We start from the raw sequence: 16,568 nt of genomic DNA on the forward strand, positions 1-16,568 counted from the left end.
TCAATCTCCTTCAAAATCATCCCAATTCATGAAGATGTTCTTGTATATAGTTTCTTCTTTTATTTATATATTGAAAAATCATCTCAGCCTCTTGATTAAAAACTTCTATTTTCTCTTTCATATATGGATCCTGAAGTAAATATGGACGAATGGATTCGCACATATCTTCTACTTTTGGTTTTATAAAGGATTCTGTAAATTGTAATTCTAAAATTTCTTCTAATATATTTCGATATTGCTTTCTAAAAGCAGGTATATCTAACAATCTTGCACTTAACGTATTATATCCTTTAATGCGAATATACTCATGATTAAGCGGTCTCCCTTGTACATCCCGCCCCCAAGTTGCATCGTAATCCCACGGTATCACTTCAAATAAATTTGTTTCATCGTTATGATACAGTGCATAGTTATGAACAAAACCATCAAAGTTTTGAGTCAAAATAACTCCAGCTAACCAACGTAAATATTTATCAACATGAAGGTATTTTCCAATCTCTTTTTCATAATCATCCCTCGATAGTGTATTTGCTTGAAAAACGAATTCACTCAGTTGCTCTTCACTATTTTTATTCGAACATTTAAATTCATATCCTGCAAAAAGCTCAGTTTTAACATCTTTATCTCTCTCACTCATTAAAGAAAAATTCGCGTCATCATCTATCGCATAATAAATAGAACCACTCGGCAACCCTCTACTTTTTAAAAAGTTTTCATCAACCGATTCTAACTGTAAATATACGCCTTGGATTTGACCATTTATTTTTATAAATACGTGCTGTGACTTCGGTGAAAGTACCCCAATATCATTAAAAAAGTCTAGTGATAATTTGTTACGAATAAGAGATGGATCCATAAATTCAGAGTTTAAATGAAATTCCTTCACCCCTAAAAATTTTTTCGGTTTATAAAACTGAACATGATAAGACTTTTTCTCAAACTCACGAATATGAGCACCCCGATAAACGATATCAATATCATACTTCTTTTTTCCATATGTTAACTTTGCTGGCACTGGACTATCTGACCAAATATCTTTTTTCAATTCCACTAAGTACATTGGATGAATAAAAAATTCATATGAAGGTAGCATATATTCTCATCCCTTCTCTGTTCTCTTCATTCAATGTATGCGCCTTGTCTTGTCCATACATCCGCTATCATCTATTTATATAAAATTACACTCTTGTCCTGTTCAGAAAGAAACCGAATCTCATATCATGTTAAGGAAAAAGAATACCTGTTTACTTTAATGTATGATAAGGAGGATTTCTATGAAACGTGATATTAGAAAAGCTGTTGAAGAAATCAAAAGTGCTGGGATGGAGGATTTCTTACACCAAGATCCAAGTACTTTTGAGTGTGATGACGATTGCACATCCAAAATAGAGTGTAGCGATGATTGCAAATGTCCAAGAACAAGATGTACTCGCGTGAAACATTGTACTTTCGTTACAAAATGTACTCATGTAAAAAAATGGACATTCGTTACAAAATGTACTCGTGTCCGCGTTCAAAAATGGACATTCGTTACAAAATTTACTCGTAGAAAAGAATGCGTTTTAGTTACAAAACGTACTCGCGTGAAACATTGTACTTTTGTTACAAAATGTGTACGCTTTGAAAAGAAATTTTACTGGACAAAACGATGTTACTGTAAAAAATGTGTATTTTTCCCTCATAGCCATCATGGTTCTTGTGATGATTCGCGGGATCATGGTAAGGACTGTCATGATGATGGGCACAAATGGGATCATGGTAAAGACTGTCACGATGACGGGCACAAATGGGATCATGGTAAAGACTGTCACGATGACGGGCACAAATGGAATGATTGCAAAGATAGCAGACACAAGTCTTCTTCTTGCAAGAATAAAAAATTCGATCACTTCTGGTATAAAAAACGTAATTGCTAGTTTTTTATACCCACCAAAAAAGGCCGCATTGCGGCCTTTTTTACGTTTACTGAAAATGGCTTATATCTGCAAATTGTTTTACTTTACCAAGATCTTCATCAAATTCAATCACACTAAGACTCGCGCTATGCATAAATGGCTCTCCCCATACATGTTCAATTTCAACACCTGCAAAATGCCCTACAAGTAATTTCGCTGCTGCAGCATGAGAGACAATTAAAATATTTTCCCCTTTATGCTTTTCTAAAAGAAATTGTATCCCTTCAATTACTCTTTTATGAACAGCCGTAAAGTTTTCCCCTGATGTTGATTGAAAAAGATGTGGTTCATTCCAAAATAAATGTACTTCTTCTGGATATTGCATTTCTATCTCATCGATTGTTTGTCCTTCCCATATACCCATGTTAATTTCATAAAAATGCTCATCCGCTATTATCGGTATATCACGTTCGCCCTTTATTAACTTTGCAGTATGAAGTGTTCTTTCACTCGGACTACTATAGATCGCATCGATAGCTAAATCTTTCATTCGGTCACCTAATTGTTTCGCTTGTAACATACCATTTTCAGTTAAAGCTGAATTTTTCCGTCCTTGCATTCGCTTCGCTACATTCCATTCTGTTTCACCGTGCCTTGTTACATATACAGTTGTTTTCATTTCTCATTCCCCCGTATCAATTTGGTCGTAATTCCCATGGTTCTATTTGCCCTACAATCCATTCATTGCAATTACTTTCAATCCCCTTAATTACTCCATCTGATATTTCTTTATGAGTAAGCCATCTTCCGTATGTATCTTCTAAAATAAAACCTAATATAATTCTATGATATCGACAAAGCGTACCACCTATTTTCTTTGCAGTCATACGCGATGCTTTACTGCCTAAAACATGAAATAAACTGTATGTTTCAGACGAAAATTCTATCTCCTTACAAATGAGTGATAACGCATACTTTGCACTTGAATGTATCCATGCAACAACTAATGTTATGGGACCATTTCTCTCAATTGTACCTTTAATAGCTAACTTTACATCGTCACTATTATGATAATCTAACGGAAGGCATGTGATTTTTTCTGGTGCAGAACTTGCTCGCTTCACATTTTCTAATTTCACTTCATCTCGTCCAATAATAGAAACATGGACCCCTTGCTCACAAAGCCATATAGAAACTTTCTTTAACATCCCTGTTCCACCGATTACAAGTGCATGCAAATACTCTTCCTCCCTAGTAAAATGTCATATGTGGTTTTTCTTCCCTATAATAATTTAGACGGTCTTGCAGTGTCCCTGAATGAAACTCGAACTTGTGACCGTCAGGATCAACAAAATATATAGACTCACAATCTCTCACATTACGTTCTCTTCCTAGTAAAATATGAACATTATTTTCTTCTAACCGATGTAACAGGCGTTCAAAATCTTTTTGTTCAACAGAAAATGCGAGGTGCGTGTAAGATTGATGAATCTCCTTTCTCGGAATATGTGCCTCTTCATTCAGTGCTACCCATACTCCACATATATTGAAATATGCAAGTTTTCTCCCTTTAACTAATAGTTCTCCTTCTAGCACTCTTTCATAAAACAGAATAGCGTTTTCTAAATTTGATACTGAAAAACAAAGATGATTGATTCCTTTCAACACTCCACGTTCCTCCTTAAACAAATAAAAGATGAGTGAAAATTCACTCATCTTTTATTATACTATTTCTTTGTAATATATGCCCATTTATAACTGAAGTCGCCACCGAACGTATGGTTAGCAATACCATTTACATACGTCTTCTCTAAGTAAGCTGTACTTTGTTGGTACGTAGGAGAGATTGCAGCGTCTTGACCAATTAAGATTTTTTCAGCTTCCGCAAGTGCTTTCCAGCGTGCTGCGTCATCTTTTAGTAGTTCTCCTTTTGATTTTGCTACTAAATCATCATACTTCGGATTTGAATAATCCATTTCATTAAATGAGCTTCCAGTAACGAACATATCGATATATGTCATTGGGTCTGGATAATCTGGACTCCATGCAGATAATGAGAATTCATATTCAAATTTCTTTTCTAAATCTAACTTCTGCTTATATGGTTGTTGCTTCAAATTCACTTTAATACCAGGTAAGTTTTTCTCTAATTCTTCTTTAATAAAGTCGCCCACTTTTTTACGACTACCGTTATCATCATTTAGTAATTCTACTGTAATTGTATCTTGACCAAGTTCTTTCTTCGCTTCTTCCCACAGTTTTTTTGCTTTCGCAGCATTATCTTTACTGTCACGGAAATTTTTATTTACAGTGCGGAAGTCTTTTCCATCTGGTCCTGTCGTAAACTTTTCAGGTACTAAGAAATACGCTGGCAATGATCCATCATTCAAAATAACATCCGCAATTCCTTTTTTATCGTACGCTAAATCAATCGCCTCACGAACCTTTTGATTTTTAAACGTTGCATTTTTCTGATTAAAACGTAGGAAATACATGCGTGGGTCTAGCTTCGTTTTAAATTCATCTGGTTTATTCTTTTTATATTTGTCTACAAACTCAGAACTTAAAATGACACGGTCTGCTTGATCACTATCATATAAATTTACCCCAGTACTTGTCTCTTTTACTATACCCACATTAATTTCTTGTAATTTCACAGCATCTTTATCCCAATAATTTGGGTTTTTCTTTAACTGGTAACTTTGTTCATGTTTCCATTCACTCATTGTAAATGGTCCATTGTACAATAATTTATCTGCTTCTAATCCGTATTTATCCCCTTGTCCTTTTACATACTTTTCATTTAATGGGAAGAATGTAGGGAACGAAGTAAGCTCAAGGAAATAAGGTGCTGGTTGCTCTAATTCTACTACCAACGTTTTATCATCCTTCGCTTTAACACCTAATTGATCCGACGGTACTTCTCCTTTATTTACTTTCTGTGCATTTTTCACATCAAATAAAATAAATGCATATTCTGCTGCTATTGCTTTATCTAATGTACGTTGCCACGCATATACAAAATCTTGTGCTCGAACTGGATCACCATTTGACCATTTTGCATCACGTAATTCAAATGTATATGTCTTTTTATCTTCACTAATCTTCACGTCTTTGGCCATACCTGGCGTTGGTTTATTATCTTTATCTAGACGATATAATCCTTCCATTGCATTTACAAATACACGGAAAGATACAGAATCTGTTGATTTAGATGTATCCATTGAAGGAATTTCAGCTGTTTCTAGCAAATTTAAAACTTGTTTATCTGCCATTCCCTTACTTGATTCCTTCTTCGTTGTCGAAGCCTTCTCACCATTCCCACATCCCGCAACCAGTACACTAGTCGTTAACGCAAGTGCAGCAATTGTTGTTGTCTTTCTCTTCATTCTTCCTTCCCCCAATCTATATGTATAAGTTAAAACTTGTATAATATATTTTATTATACAAAAGATTCTGATTATTTTAAATATTTATTTTCATAAAAGAAAAAAAGCGGTCAGAAATTGCTTTCCCTCCGCTTTGTTGAATAGCATTTACTTGCAATCCATCCTCTATTTCAAACGGATTTTGAACCTTGAATATTTCTTCCATCATCTTCAAAAACTCTTCTTCATTTTTAGATTCACCATTAATCGTAAGGGAGTATGGCTCAATTTCACTCAATTTATAATCAACAATAAATTGAATTGTAACTTTTTGTCTTGGCATCCCTGGGCTGTATCCTTGAAATTCTACTAATTCCATACCTTCCGAACCACGATAATATATCCACCCTGAATTTTGAAAATAGCTTTCAAACGATTCACCAATCGAAAAGAACGGATATTCATAAAGCGAACTTGTACGTACTTTTTGTATAATATCTCGATCAGTCGGAAAAAAGAAATGACTGAAAAAAATACTAGCAACTGCTAAAATAGTAACGATTGTTGCTCCCATTTTACTCGTTCCACCACTATCACGGATCAGATAATTTTCAACCGATTCATCTTTAATTCCCCGTGCTTTTATTCGATATATACGCCTTTCTGCAAATTGATAATATAATCCATTTGCAAAAATCCCCATTCCAAATAGAATGAAAATGAGTAATAAAAACGTAAGAGGCACCATATTAATGATTGGCAACGCTACGTTGAACCCCATATAATAAGAAAATGCATCACATGCTACTAATAACAGTATAAATAAAGCAGCAGGTAAATAATACTTACGATATCCAAGCCAACCTACATTGAAAATAGCAGCCAAACCATTCCAGCTCCACCTAGCAATTCGCTTATTCTCAAGCTCCCATTTTCTTTTGTAATATGGATATTGTCTCCCTACATATACTTCTAATTCTTTGTCTATTAGCGAGCGTTCTTCACCTTGTTCATTATGCAAGTTTCGTTGACAATTTGCACAATTCAACTGATCATTAATACAAGGTCGCCCACAATTTATACATTTCAAAACAATCCCTCTTTCCATCCATACTTCATTTTAATATGCCTTCATGCTTCAATAACCACTCTTTCCTCCATAAACCACCCGCATACCCAACAAGTTTTCCACTCTTTCCTATTACACGATGACATGGAACGATAATTGAAATTGGATTCCGGCTATTTGCCCCTCCTATCGCTCGTACAGCTTTCGTATTCCCAACCTTATCTGCAATATCTAAATATGAAGCACTTACGCCATATGGTACGGTGTAAAGTGCATCCCATACATTCTTTTGGAATGGCGTTCCTTCAGCAGACAGTGGTACAGTAAACTCTTTTCTTTTTCCTTTAAAGTATTCATCTAATTCATTTATACATTGTTCAACAAGTTCATTTTTATGTTCTTCTTTTCTTTCTTCAACAAATATAACAGACGTAATCCCTTTCGTATTCGCTGTAATTTCCAGCAAACCTAATTCACTTTCATAATAAGCCTGATACATATGTCATCCTCCAATTCAATTCATATTAGCCATTGTAACACGAATAGACAAAATTTTTCGTATAAGCGTTTTATTAGGGAAACAAAAAAGAGGATGATACAATGTAAGAAAATTCAATCAAGGGGGATATTTGATGGAGCTTCAACTTTTTTCACCTTATACAATTAGGGACGTTACGCTAAAAAACCGTATCGTTATGTCGCCTATGTGCATGTATTCATCAGAGAATGAGGATGGCCGAGTAACCAATTTTCATCTCATTCATTATGGAACCAGGGCTGCTGGCCAAGTAGGCTTAGTTATGATTGAAGCAACAGCTGTGTTACCTGAAGGACGTATTTCTAACAAAGACTTAGGCATTTGGGATGATAATCTAATTGAAGGCTTACATAAGACGACAGCATTTATACATGATAACGGTGCAAAAGCTGCCATTCAACTCGCTCATGCTGGAAGAAAGGCTGAATTAGAAACGGACGCTTTAGCTCCTTCAGCAATTCCGTTTAACGATGGAATGAAAATACCCGTGGAAATGAGTAAGCAACAAATTAAAGACACCGTATTAGCTTTTCAAAAAGCTGCGTTACGTTCAAAACAAGCGGGATTTGACGTTATTGAATTACATGGTGCGCACGGTTATCTTATTAATGAATTTCTTTCTCCGCTTTCAAATAAGCGGACTGATGAATACGGGGGTTCACCTGAAAATCGCTATCGTTTCTTACGCGAAATCATTGACTCTGTAAATGAAGTTTGGCACGGACCATTATTTGTTCGTATTTCAGCAAATGATTATCATCCTGACGGGTTAACGGTTCAAGATTATGTGCAGTATACAGGATGGATGAAAGAACAAGGGGTAGATTTAATCGATTGTAGTTCTGGTGCTGTTGTACCAGCACATATTGATGTGTATCCTGGTTACCAAGTACAATATGCTAAACATATTAAGGGGCATGTTAACATCGCAACTGGTGCGGTAGGATTAATTACAACCGGATCACAAGCAGAGCAAATTTTAAATAATAACGAAGCAGATTTAATTTTTATTGGACGCGAGTTACTTCGTAATCCATACTTCCCAAGAATAGCCGCCAATGAACTTGGCTTTGAATTAAAAGAACCCTATCAGTACCGACGAGCACCTGGAAAAATTAAAACTAATAAATAAAACCGAGAAGTTATTCCTCTCGGTTTTACTTATTTTATCTCTATAATATCGTTTGAACTGTAAATATGAATACCAGATTCTTCACGCAGCGCGGTTATATACATTCCTTTCGCCACATCTTTAGCTGAAATTGGTTTATACTTTTTAAAAGCCCCTTTAAATATAAACGGAAGAATACGAGATAATTTCTCAGCCATTCTTTCCCCAAAACGATATTCTTGTCGATTTCCAACTAATAATGACGGCCTGAAAATATGTATGCCACCAATAACTAGCTTTTTCAGCTCCTCTTCCATTTTCCCCTTCACTTGCGAGTAAAAGAAAAATGATTTAGGTTTTGCTCCCATTGATGAAATAACAAGAAAATTTTGCACGCCTTGTTTTTCAGCTAAGCAGGCAGCTCTCAATGTATATTCATAATCTACTTTTTTAAAATTCGCCTTCGACTTCGCTTTTTTTATCGTTGTTCCTAAACAACTAAAAACATCATCTACTGCAAAAAATTCTTTATATTCCTCTAATACTGAAAAATCTACCTGTTTCTGCTGCAATTTCTCATGCTGTAATTGTAATGGTTCTCTTACAAAAATAGTAACCGAATCGTAGTAATCTGAGTCAAGTAATAGTCGCGTTATTTCTTGTCCAACTAGCCCACTTGCGCCAAGTACTAACGCTGTTCGCTTATTCATATATGTGTATACCTCTTTATTTACTATTCTCTCCTATAGCTAATCGTCGCTGACAGGAGTTTCCGTTCTCCCATTTTACCATAAGTAAAGCACTATGCGTACGCATAGTGCTTTACTTACTCTTTTTTCTTTTCTTTTTCCTCCATTGGTAATTTCGTTATTGTTGTAGCATCTCCTAAATTACTTATTAATCTCCTTAAAAAAATTAAAACAAAAGATAATGGCAATACTACCGCAAGTATTAATAAGATAGCCTCCATGAAGTAACCCAAGCACTCATCCCCTTTTTTTCTGCTCCCTCCCAATATATGAAAGTAACATTGTCACATATGCACCAATCATAAAAATTAATACCTTTCTTTTTGACAAATTTATAACAAAAACAAATCGTAATGATTATTATTTATTGCAACTTTCATAAAGATGTATTATACTAGGTTCGCAACGTAAAACGTAATTATTCCGTTTTGTATTAAAATGATATTTTCTTCTTATATTTGGAGAAAATATAATTGTAAAAAAGAAAAGAGGAGAATTATATGCCTAAAAAATTAGCTCTATTTTCATTTATACTTATTTTCACACTCATCTTTGCTGGATGTTCTAACAACAAAGAAGGTGCAGCGAAAAAAGATGGGAAACTTTCTGTTTATACAACCATTTTCCCACTCGCTGACTTTGCAAAAAAAATCGGTGGTGATTATGTAAATGTAGAAACAATTTACCCACCTGGTGCGGATTCTCATACATTTGAACCAAGTCAAAAGCAGACTGTACAAGTGGCGAAAGCCGATTTATTTGTTTATAACGGAGCAGAATTAGAACCATTTGCCGAAAAAATGGAAAAATCATTGAAAAAAGAAAACGTAAAAATTGTAAATGCATCTAAAGATATCGAACTTCGTGCTTCATCTGAAGAAGAGCAGCACGATCATGGAGACGGTCATAAAAAAGATGAACATCATCACGATAAAGACCCACACGTTTGGATAGATCCTACTCTTGCGATGAAACAAGCAGAAAAAATTAAAAATGCACTTGTAGAATTACAGCCTGAACATAAAAAAGAGTTCGAAAAAAACTTCGCGGCACTACAAACAAAATTTACTGATTTAGATGATCAATTTAAAGCAGTTGTTGCAAATGCAAAAACGAAAGAAATATTAGTTTCACATGCAGCTTATGGCTACTGGGAACAACGATACGGCTTGAAACAAATCCCAATCGCTGGAATTTCAGCATCTGATGAACCATCTCAAAAACAGCTTGCTGACATTACAAAAACAGTAAAAGAGCACGGTCTAAAATATATTTTATTTGAAACATTCTCTACTCCAAAAGTAGCATCAGTTATCCAAAAAGAAACAGGCACAAAAGTTTTACGCTTAAATCACCTTGCTACTATTTCTGAAGATGATGCAAAGAACAATAAAGATTACTTCACTTTAATGGAAGAAAACGTAAATACATTGAAAGAAGCTACTAACTAATCAACTTTTTTGTCTGTTTCCGCTTGACTTGACTAAAATAACAAGTAAAATTATCCACATTAGCTTTTAAGCTATATTAATTTAGAAGGTGAGTTGGAATTATGGCTCTTCACATTTGTGAAGTAACAGCAAAAAATTGGCGTTCAGTAGCTGCTTTAAACGTCGCAAAAGACCAGCAGCAATTTATTGAAAGTAATGCGTTTTCCTTAGCGGAATCATTATTTGAAGGAAACGGGACGTCAGTAGGTTTATATGATGGAGAAACACTTGTTGGCTATGCAATGTATGGATGGTATTGGAAAGAGCGTAAAAGCGTATGGCTAGATCGCTTTATGATTGACGAGCAATATCAAGGAAAAGGATACGCAAAACGTTTCCTTCGCTTACTCATTCAATTCTTACAAGAAAAATTTGAATGTAAAATAATTTATTTAAGTTTACATCCTGACAACAAACACGCAATGGGACTATATGAGTCATTTGGCTTCCGTTTAAATGGGGATATTGATGACGAGGGCCCAGTTGTAGGTGTTGTAATGGAATTACTTATTGATGAAAATACAAGCCTGTGAAAACAGGCTTTTTATTATACATTTATCAATGTTATGTTTTCTATTTTTAGTTTCTTTCCCTTATATACTTCATTTTTGTAATCTAGTATTATCTCATTAAAATGCTCATAAAAAAATAAGCCTGCGATTTACGCAGACTTATTTCACACATTCTTCAAAATGTGCTTGGAACCATTCTTTATTAATATCTTTTCCGATGAACACTACTTCGCTTACTCGCTCTTCGCCCTCTTGCCACTCTCTATCGTACGAAGCAGCAAACAGTGTATGTACACCTTGGAAAACGATACGTTTGTCTACTCCATCAATAGATAAAATTCCTTTGTAGCGATATAAATATTCCCCTAATTCTTGAACGACAGCTGACATCCACTCATTCAGTTTTTGTAAATCTAACGGACGTTCTTCACGTAGTACAAACGATTTAACACCTTCTAGATGATTATGTTCTGTATGAGGATAAATTTGTAACGTATCTTTCGTTTTAAACGTTTGAATTTGCAGTAACGATGGTATATCTACTTCACAGTTAGTCGCCTCGATTAACTTTGCAGTAGGGTTAATTCCTTGAAGTTCATGCAAGAGATTTTCTTTCTCACTTTCTTCAATTAAATCTAATTTATTAACTAACACAACATCAGCAAAGGCAATTTGTTCTTTTGCTTCTAGTCCTTTTTCAAAATGTTTATGTATATGATAGCTATCTACAACTGTTACAACACCGTTTATTTGGTACGCTGATTGAATAATTGGATCTAAAAAGAAAGTTTGAATAATCGGACCTGGATTTGCAAGACCCGTTGTTTCAATTACTAAACCATCAAAGTCCATTTTCCCTTCTGCCTTTACGTCCAGTAATTGTTTTAAAGCAACGAGTAAATCTTCACGCACAGTACAGCATAAACAACCGTTTGTCATTTCCATAATTTCTTCTTCAACGTTCATAATTAATTGATTATCGATACCAATTTGCCCTATTTCATTTACAATCACTGCTAATTTCTGCCCGTGATCCTCTGATAAAATTCGATTTAATAATGTTGTTTTCCCTGATCCAAGAAAACCCGTTAATATTGTTACTGGAATCATTTCTTACCTCTCCTTATAGCTCTATGTTTCTACATTATAGCATATAGAAAAAATCGTTTTTGTAGCAAAACATATTTATTGTTTGTACAACCGGGTAACTATATAATAATATGTAGCAAGAAAGCCTTTTCAAAAATATTATCATTTATCAAGGGGGTACTTATAATGGAACGAGTTCAAATGGCCGAAACACTAGAATTTTCTCGTATTATTCAAGGTTTTTGGCGTTTAGCAGACTGGAATATGACGAAACAAGAATTACTTTCTTTTATTGAATCTTGTATGGATATGGGGATTACTACTTTTGATCACGCTGACATTTATGGCGGATATACGTGTGAAAGATTGTTTGGAGAAGCGTTACAACTGAAGCCTTCCTTACGCGAAAACATGCAAATTGTCACAAAATGTGGAATCGCTCCCCCATCACCGAAATTTCCAGAACGATATGTCGCCCACTACAATACGAGTGCTGAACATATAATAAAAAGCGCGGAGGCTTCATTACAAAACTTACATACAGATTATATTGATGTATTGCTCATTCATCGTCCTGATCCATTCACGGACCCAAATGAAGTGGCAGAAGCGTTCTCACGCTTAAAGCAAGAAGGAAAAGTTCGTCACTTCGGTGTATCTAACTTTTTACCTTCACAGTTTAATATGTTAAGTTCATATTTAGATTTCCCGCTCATTACAAATCAAATTGAAGTATCTGCGATGCAAATGGAGCATTTTGAAAAAGGTACGATTGATTTATGCCAAGAAAAACGAATCAATCCAATGATTTGGTCACCTCTTGCTGGTGGAGAAATCTTTACTGGCCAATCAGAACGTGCCGTACGTGTACGTGAAACTTTACAAAAAATAGCTACTGAGCTAAGCGTTGATAGCATCGATACTATTATGTATGCATGGTTACTTGCTCATCCAGCTAAAATGATGCCAATTGTTGGCTCTGGCAAATTAGATCGCGTAAAAACGGCTGCAATGGCAACAAAAATTAATTTAGACCGCCAACAATGGTTTACAATTTTCGAAAGCTCTAACGGTCATCCTGTACCATAATATAAAAAAGAAGAGCTATTTTCTTACAGCTCTTCTTTTTCATATGTATTTCTCGTCATTGCAAATACACACATATCCCTTAATCCATTTCCATCCACCGCAACACTCGCGCTTTCTAAAGTACCCTCTAATTTAAAACCTAATTTCTCAGGTATCGCTCTACTCTTCTTATTTAGAGAATCACAACGAATTTCTACACGGTTTGCTTTCAGTTCAGTGAAAGCGTAATCCGTTATACCTTTTGCAGCCTCTACCATATAGCCCTTTCCACTAAACCTTGAATCAATCCAATACCCGATTTCAAATTGAGGTATATCCCAATTAATACGATGTAATCCGGCAGATGCAATAAATTCACCTGTTTCGTTCGAAAAAACTAGTAATCTCAAATCCTCACGCTGCAAAAATTGAATATGCGATTTTCTAATACTCTCTTCTATTTCTTCCTCTGTTTGCTCTTTCTGTGCAAAGACCATCCAAGGTTTTAATTCTTGTATTGAAGCTTGAATTGCGTCATATACAACTTTACCATCACCTGGTTTTGGCATTCGAATAAAAAGCCTATCAGTATAAAATTCAGAAGGAAAATCGAATAATAACGGATTCACTGTAAACACTCCCTATAATTCTTTTATATATAATAATATCCATCTCAAGTTATATAGTAAAGAAATTTCTGAATTTTACACATTTTGATTATTTACCTCTACCGCCACACGAACTCCGGATTCAATCGCACCTTGAATCCATCCGTGATACAGCGTTGTATGATCTCCGGCAAAGTATATTCTCCCCTCAGGTTTCACAATGACTGGCTGTAATTCAGATTCTTGACCAGCTTGAAAAAGAGCAAATCCTCCAAGTGCATATGGATCTAATGTCCAACTTTTTGATATTCCAGACATGAACTCATCATATACTTGACCACCTAATATTGTTGCTAAATTTTGTAGTGTGTAATAGATACGATCCCCCTTTGATAACCCATCCCATAACAACGCATCATAAGACCATGTATAGCTTCCTAACATCATAGCAGGTCCCTTCTCTCCGATTCCATGGCTTGGATAATACGCATAACGTATAGGAAGATCTGTTATAATTCTCCCACCTAATTGCCCTTGTTCCTCCCAAAAACGACTTTTAAATTGAATTCCTATTTTTGTAGCTGGCATATAATGCAATTCGCGAATTGTTTTCCACTTCGCATGAGATATCGAATCAAATGGATCTACTTCTACAAATCGCATTGTTGAAAAAGGAATTGTAACAATAACTAAATCCCCTGTAATACTACTATATTCAAAAGTTTCCTCGTTCCGGTAATAGGCTGTTACACTATTGGCTTGTTGATGAAGCTTCATTAATTTTTGATTATATATAATATTTTCTTCTAGTTGTGGTAAAAAAGACTTTGGTAATCTATCATTCCCACCTATTATTTCGCAAAATCCGCTCTCCTCTTGCATAATATATAAAAAACGTAACGTCTCAACGAATGACCTTTCTAAAAAACCTTCTAAATCTAATAAAACACCTATCATCTCAATCGTTACTGGCGAAAAGTACGTATTATATTGATAAGGATGGTACTTTAAAAATTGTCCTGTAGAGTATCTCCCAAAATCCTTTACTACTACATCCCAATTTTTCTCGGGGTTCTTTTTTATAAAATTTATAATGGGCTGTACCGCTAACATTAATAGTTCCTCAGACGTTTTCCCGACTTCATTCATTTCCACAGGATATCTTAAAATACTTGGATCTTTTTCGTATTGTTTTAATGTCGTTTTCCGACCATTTACGTAGATGATATCTGTTTCATTCCTATTAATAAAAGGGCTCACTTGTAGCCCAAACTTCCTTATATATGCCATCGTTAATGTATGCGAATACGGAATTCTCATCGCTCCAACATCTAAATATAATTCGGGATCTTCCATTCTAACTGTCTCTATACGGCCACCTACCCGGTTGTTTGCTTCAAAAATCTTCACTTCATGTCCTGCAGCCTTTAATAAAGATGCCGAAACTAATCCAGCCATGCCAGCCCCTACTACAATAATTTGTTTCGGACTTGTCGTCTTCTCTAATCCCTTATTTATAACTTGTAACGTTGCATCCATCTCAGTGTTATACATAATATCTTTCTGCACAATTCCACCCCTTACTTCATAAAATGTGCATTAGTGGTTTAGTGCATTTTATTCATAAATCCCCTCAAACATAACACCATAGCAAGTCGAATATTCACTAAAAGTACATAAGAGATAGCTCTCACATCTCTTCACACTCCGTATAATATAGCAACTGTAAAGAAGGAGTGGTTAAAAATGAAACATACTTATGATTACCACGCTACAAAAAAGTATTTAGAATTAAAGAAACAACAACTATGTAAAAAACTTAGTAGTATGAAATTATCAGAAAACGAACGTGATCAAATAAAACTTGAGATTGATAACTACGACTATATTTTAACCTTAGTCGAAATGAATCATTATGAACGAGGATTTTCTCGTTAAAAGCGGATATAAGATTATCCGCTTTTCATTTTGAGCATTTTATTACGCATTTTTTGTAAGTAAATATATAATAGGATGTACATTAAGATTGAGAGGTATTTTCTATGATCAAATTAAGTGTATTAGACCAATCACCTATTTCAGATGGTAGCACAGCAGCCCAAGCTTTTTCACATACAGTTACGCTTGCGCAAGAAGTTGAAAAACTCGGATTCACACGTTTTTGGGTATCCGAGCACCATAATTCAGTAAGCCTTGCTGGTTCAAGTCCTGAAATACTTATTTCTCATATTGCAGCAAAAACAAATCGTATGAGAGTGGGTTCAGGTGGTGTTATGTTGCCGCACTATAGTCCATATAAAGTTGCCGAGAATTTCCGCGTTTTAGAAGCACTTTATCCAAACCGCATCGACCTTGGTGTCGGGAGAGCACCTGGTGGTATGCCAATTGCAACTCGCGCACTTCAAGAAGGTAAAATGGTCTCACTTGATCAATATCCAGAACAAATTGCAGATGTTGCTATGTACTTACATGATCAAGTACCAGAAAACCATCATTATGCAAATTTAAAAGCTACTCCAGTTATCCCAACATCTCCTGAAATGTGGATGCTCGGTTCTAGCGGAGAAAGTGCAATGATTGCTGCAAAGCAAGGCGCTTCTTTTTCATTTGCACAATTCATTAACGGATACGGTGGTCCTGAAGTAATGAGGGCTTATCAAGAACAATTCCAACCTTCCTATTTAGGTGATAAACCAAAATCAATCGTATCTATTTTTGTTATTTGCGGAGAAACAAACGAAGAGGCAGAGAAGATAGCATCAAGCCTTGATTTATCGATTTTACTATTAGAACAAGGAAAACGGACTACTGGTACTCCTTCTATCGAAACTGCTCAAAATTATTCGTATAGTGCTTATGATCTATTCCGCATAAAAGAAAATCGTCAACGTATGATCGTCGGTGATCCGTCTTCTGTGAAAGAAAAAATATTAAACTTAAGCAAAGCGTATAATACTGACGAATTTATGATTGTCACGATTACTCATCAATTTGAAGATAAATTAAACTCTTATCGCCTATTGGCAGACGCTTTTAATTTATAATAACGAAAGGGAGATGCATCACATATG

The 16,568-nt window shown here is 35.1% G+C and carries 18 protein-coding genes and 1 pseudogene; 7 read left to right on the plus strand and 12 right to left on the minus strand.

Annotated elements, in window-relative coordinates:
- Positions 1–16: 16 nt before the first annotated feature.
- On the minus strand, positions 17–1,093 hold the full coding sequence (cotH, locus tag QCI75_RS16920) for a spore coat protein CotH (protein ID WP_144504312.1): 1,077 nt from the start codon (positions 1,091–1,093) through the stop codon (positions 17–19).
- A gap of 181 nt (positions 1,094–1,274) precedes the next feature.
- Here cotH and QCI75_RS16925 point away from each other — a divergent pair, with 181 nt between their 5' ends.
- Complete coding sequence (locus QCI75_RS16925; protein WP_144504314.1) at positions 1,275–1,916, plus strand: CotG/ExsB N-terminal domain-containing protein; 642 nt, start codon at positions 1,275–1,277, stop codon at positions 1,914–1,916.
- Positions 1,917–1,962: 46 nt separating this feature from the next.
- On the opposite strand, the gene QCI75_RS16930 is transcribed toward QCI75_RS16925, so the two are convergent.
- From QCI75_RS16930 to QCI75_RS16955, 6 genes and pseudogenes are all read right to left on the minus strand, one after another.
- Positions 1,963–2,574, minus strand: a complete 612-nt coding sequence (locus QCI75_RS16930; RefSeq protein ID WP_353760866.1) for a phosphoserine phosphatase 1 — start codon at positions 2,572–2,574, stop codon at positions 1,963–1,965.
- Positions 2,575–2,590: 16 nt separating this feature from the next.
- Positions 2,591–3,133 (minus strand): short-chain dehydrogenase, encoded by a 543-nt coding sequence (locus tag QCI75_RS16935; RefSeq protein WP_144506546.1) that lies wholly within the window; start codon positions 3,131–3,133, stop codon positions 2,591–2,593.
- Between the two features lie 13 nt (positions 3,134–3,146).
- On the minus strand, positions 3,147–3,563 hold the full coding sequence (fosB, locus tag QCI75_RS16940) for a FosBx1 family fosfomycin resistance bacillithiol transferase (RefSeq protein ID WP_144506547.1): 417 nt from the start codon (positions 3,561–3,563) through the stop codon (positions 3,147–3,149).
- 59 nt (positions 3,564–3,622) lie between these two features.
- Positions 3,623–5,284, minus strand: coding sequence for a peptide ABC transporter substrate-binding protein (locus QCI75_RS16945; RefSeq protein WP_144506548.1), 1,662 nt, complete (start codon positions 5,282–5,284; stop codon positions 3,623–3,625).
- Between the two features lie 71 nt (positions 5,285–5,355).
- A pseudogene (locus tag QCI75_RS16950) lies at positions 5,356–6,353 on the minus strand (DUF2628 domain-containing protein).
- 25 nt (positions 6,354–6,378) lie between these two features.
- Positions 6,379–6,831, minus strand: coding sequence for a methylated-DNA--[protein]-cysteine S-methyltransferase (locus QCI75_RS16955; protein WP_144506550.1), 453 nt, complete (start codon positions 6,829–6,831; stop codon positions 6,379–6,381).
- 133 nt (positions 6,832–6,964) lie between these two features.
- Here QCI75_RS16955 and namA point away from each other — a divergent pair, with 133 nt between their 5' ends.
- On the plus strand, positions 6,965–8,002 hold the full coding sequence (namA, locus tag QCI75_RS16960) for an NADPH dehydrogenase NamA (protein ID WP_353760867.1): 1,038 nt from the start codon (positions 6,965–6,967) through the stop codon (positions 8,000–8,002).
- Positions 8,003–8,031: 29 nt separating this feature from the next.
- Here the strand turns inward: namA and QCI75_RS16965 are convergent, their stop codons facing one another.
- Positions 8,032–8,691: an oxidoreductase gene (locus QCI75_RS16965; RefSeq protein ID WP_144506552.1), complete on the minus strand. Its 660-nt coding sequence runs from the start codon at positions 8,689–8,691 to the stop codon at positions 8,032–8,034.
- 116 nt (positions 8,692–8,807) lie between these two features.
- Positions 8,808–8,951: a hypothetical protein gene (locus QCI75_RS16970; protein ID WP_002075573.1), complete on the minus strand. Its 144-nt coding sequence runs from the start codon at positions 8,949–8,951 to the stop codon at positions 8,808–8,810.
- Positions 8,952–9,230: 279 nt separating this feature from the next.
- Here QCI75_RS16970 and QCI75_RS16975 point away from each other — a divergent pair, with 279 nt between their 5' ends.
- Both QCI75_RS16975 and QCI75_RS16980 read left to right on the plus strand, forming a co-directional pair.
- Complete coding sequence (locus QCI75_RS16975) at positions 9,231–10,181, plus strand: metal ABC transporter substrate-binding protein (protein WP_353760868.1); 951 nt, start codon at positions 9,231–9,233, stop codon at positions 10,179–10,181.
- 101 nt (positions 10,182–10,282) lie between these two features.
- The gene (locus QCI75_RS16980; RefSeq protein WP_144506554.1) at positions 10,283–10,753 is read left to right on the plus strand and encodes a GNAT family N-acetyltransferase; all 471 of its coding nucleotides are present in this window, start codon (positions 10,283–10,285) and stop codon (positions 10,751–10,753) included.
- Between the two features lie 138 nt (positions 10,754–10,891).
- On the opposite strand, the gene QCI75_RS16985 is transcribed toward QCI75_RS16980, so the two are convergent.
- Positions 10,892–11,842, minus strand: a complete 951-nt coding sequence (locus tag QCI75_RS16985) for a CobW family GTP-binding protein (protein WP_144506555.1) — start codon at positions 11,840–11,842, stop codon at positions 10,892–10,894.
- A 165-nt stretch (positions 11,843–12,007) separates the two neighbouring features.
- On the opposite strand from QCI75_RS16985, the gene QCI75_RS16990 reads away from it, so the two are divergent.
- Entirely contained in the window at positions 12,008–12,910 is a 903-nt protein-coding gene (locus QCI75_RS16990; RefSeq protein WP_353760869.1) for an aldo/keto reductase, read from the plus strand.
- A 23-nt stretch (positions 12,911–12,933) separates the two neighbouring features.
- Here the strand turns inward: QCI75_RS16990 and QCI75_RS16995 are convergent, their stop codons facing one another.
- Together QCI75_RS16995 and QCI75_RS17000 are read right to left on the minus strand one after the other, a co-directional pair.
- Positions 12,934–13,518, minus strand: coding sequence for a GNAT family N-acetyltransferase (locus QCI75_RS16995; protein ID WP_002126982.1), 585 nt, complete (start codon positions 13,516–13,518; stop codon positions 12,934–12,936).
- Positions 13,519–13,593: 75 nt separating this feature from the next.
- Positions 13,594–15,066, minus strand: coding sequence for a flavin monoamine oxidase family protein (locus QCI75_RS17000; protein ID WP_353760870.1), 1,473 nt, complete (start codon positions 15,064–15,066; stop codon positions 13,594–13,596).
- 177 nt (positions 15,067–15,243) lie between these two features.
- Between QCI75_RS17000 and QCI75_RS17005 the strand changes: the two genes are divergently transcribed.
- Complete coding sequence (locus QCI75_RS17005; protein WP_353760871.1) at positions 15,244–15,435, plus strand: DUF3896 family protein; 192 nt, start codon at positions 15,244–15,246, stop codon at positions 15,433–15,435.
- Between the two features lie 104 nt (positions 15,436–15,539).
- Complete coding sequence (locus QCI75_RS17010; protein ID WP_144506559.1) at positions 15,540–16,541, plus strand: LLM class flavin-dependent oxidoreductase; 1,002 nt, start codon at positions 15,540–15,542, stop codon at positions 16,539–16,541.
- The last annotated feature ends 27 nt before the right edge of the window (positions 16,542–16,568 follow it).

The sequence above is a fragment of the Bacillus cereus group sp. RP43 genome (assembly GCF_040459645.1).
Lineage (GTDB): Bacteria > Bacillota > Bacilli > Bacillales > Bacillaceae_G > Bacillus_A > Bacillus_A mycoides_C.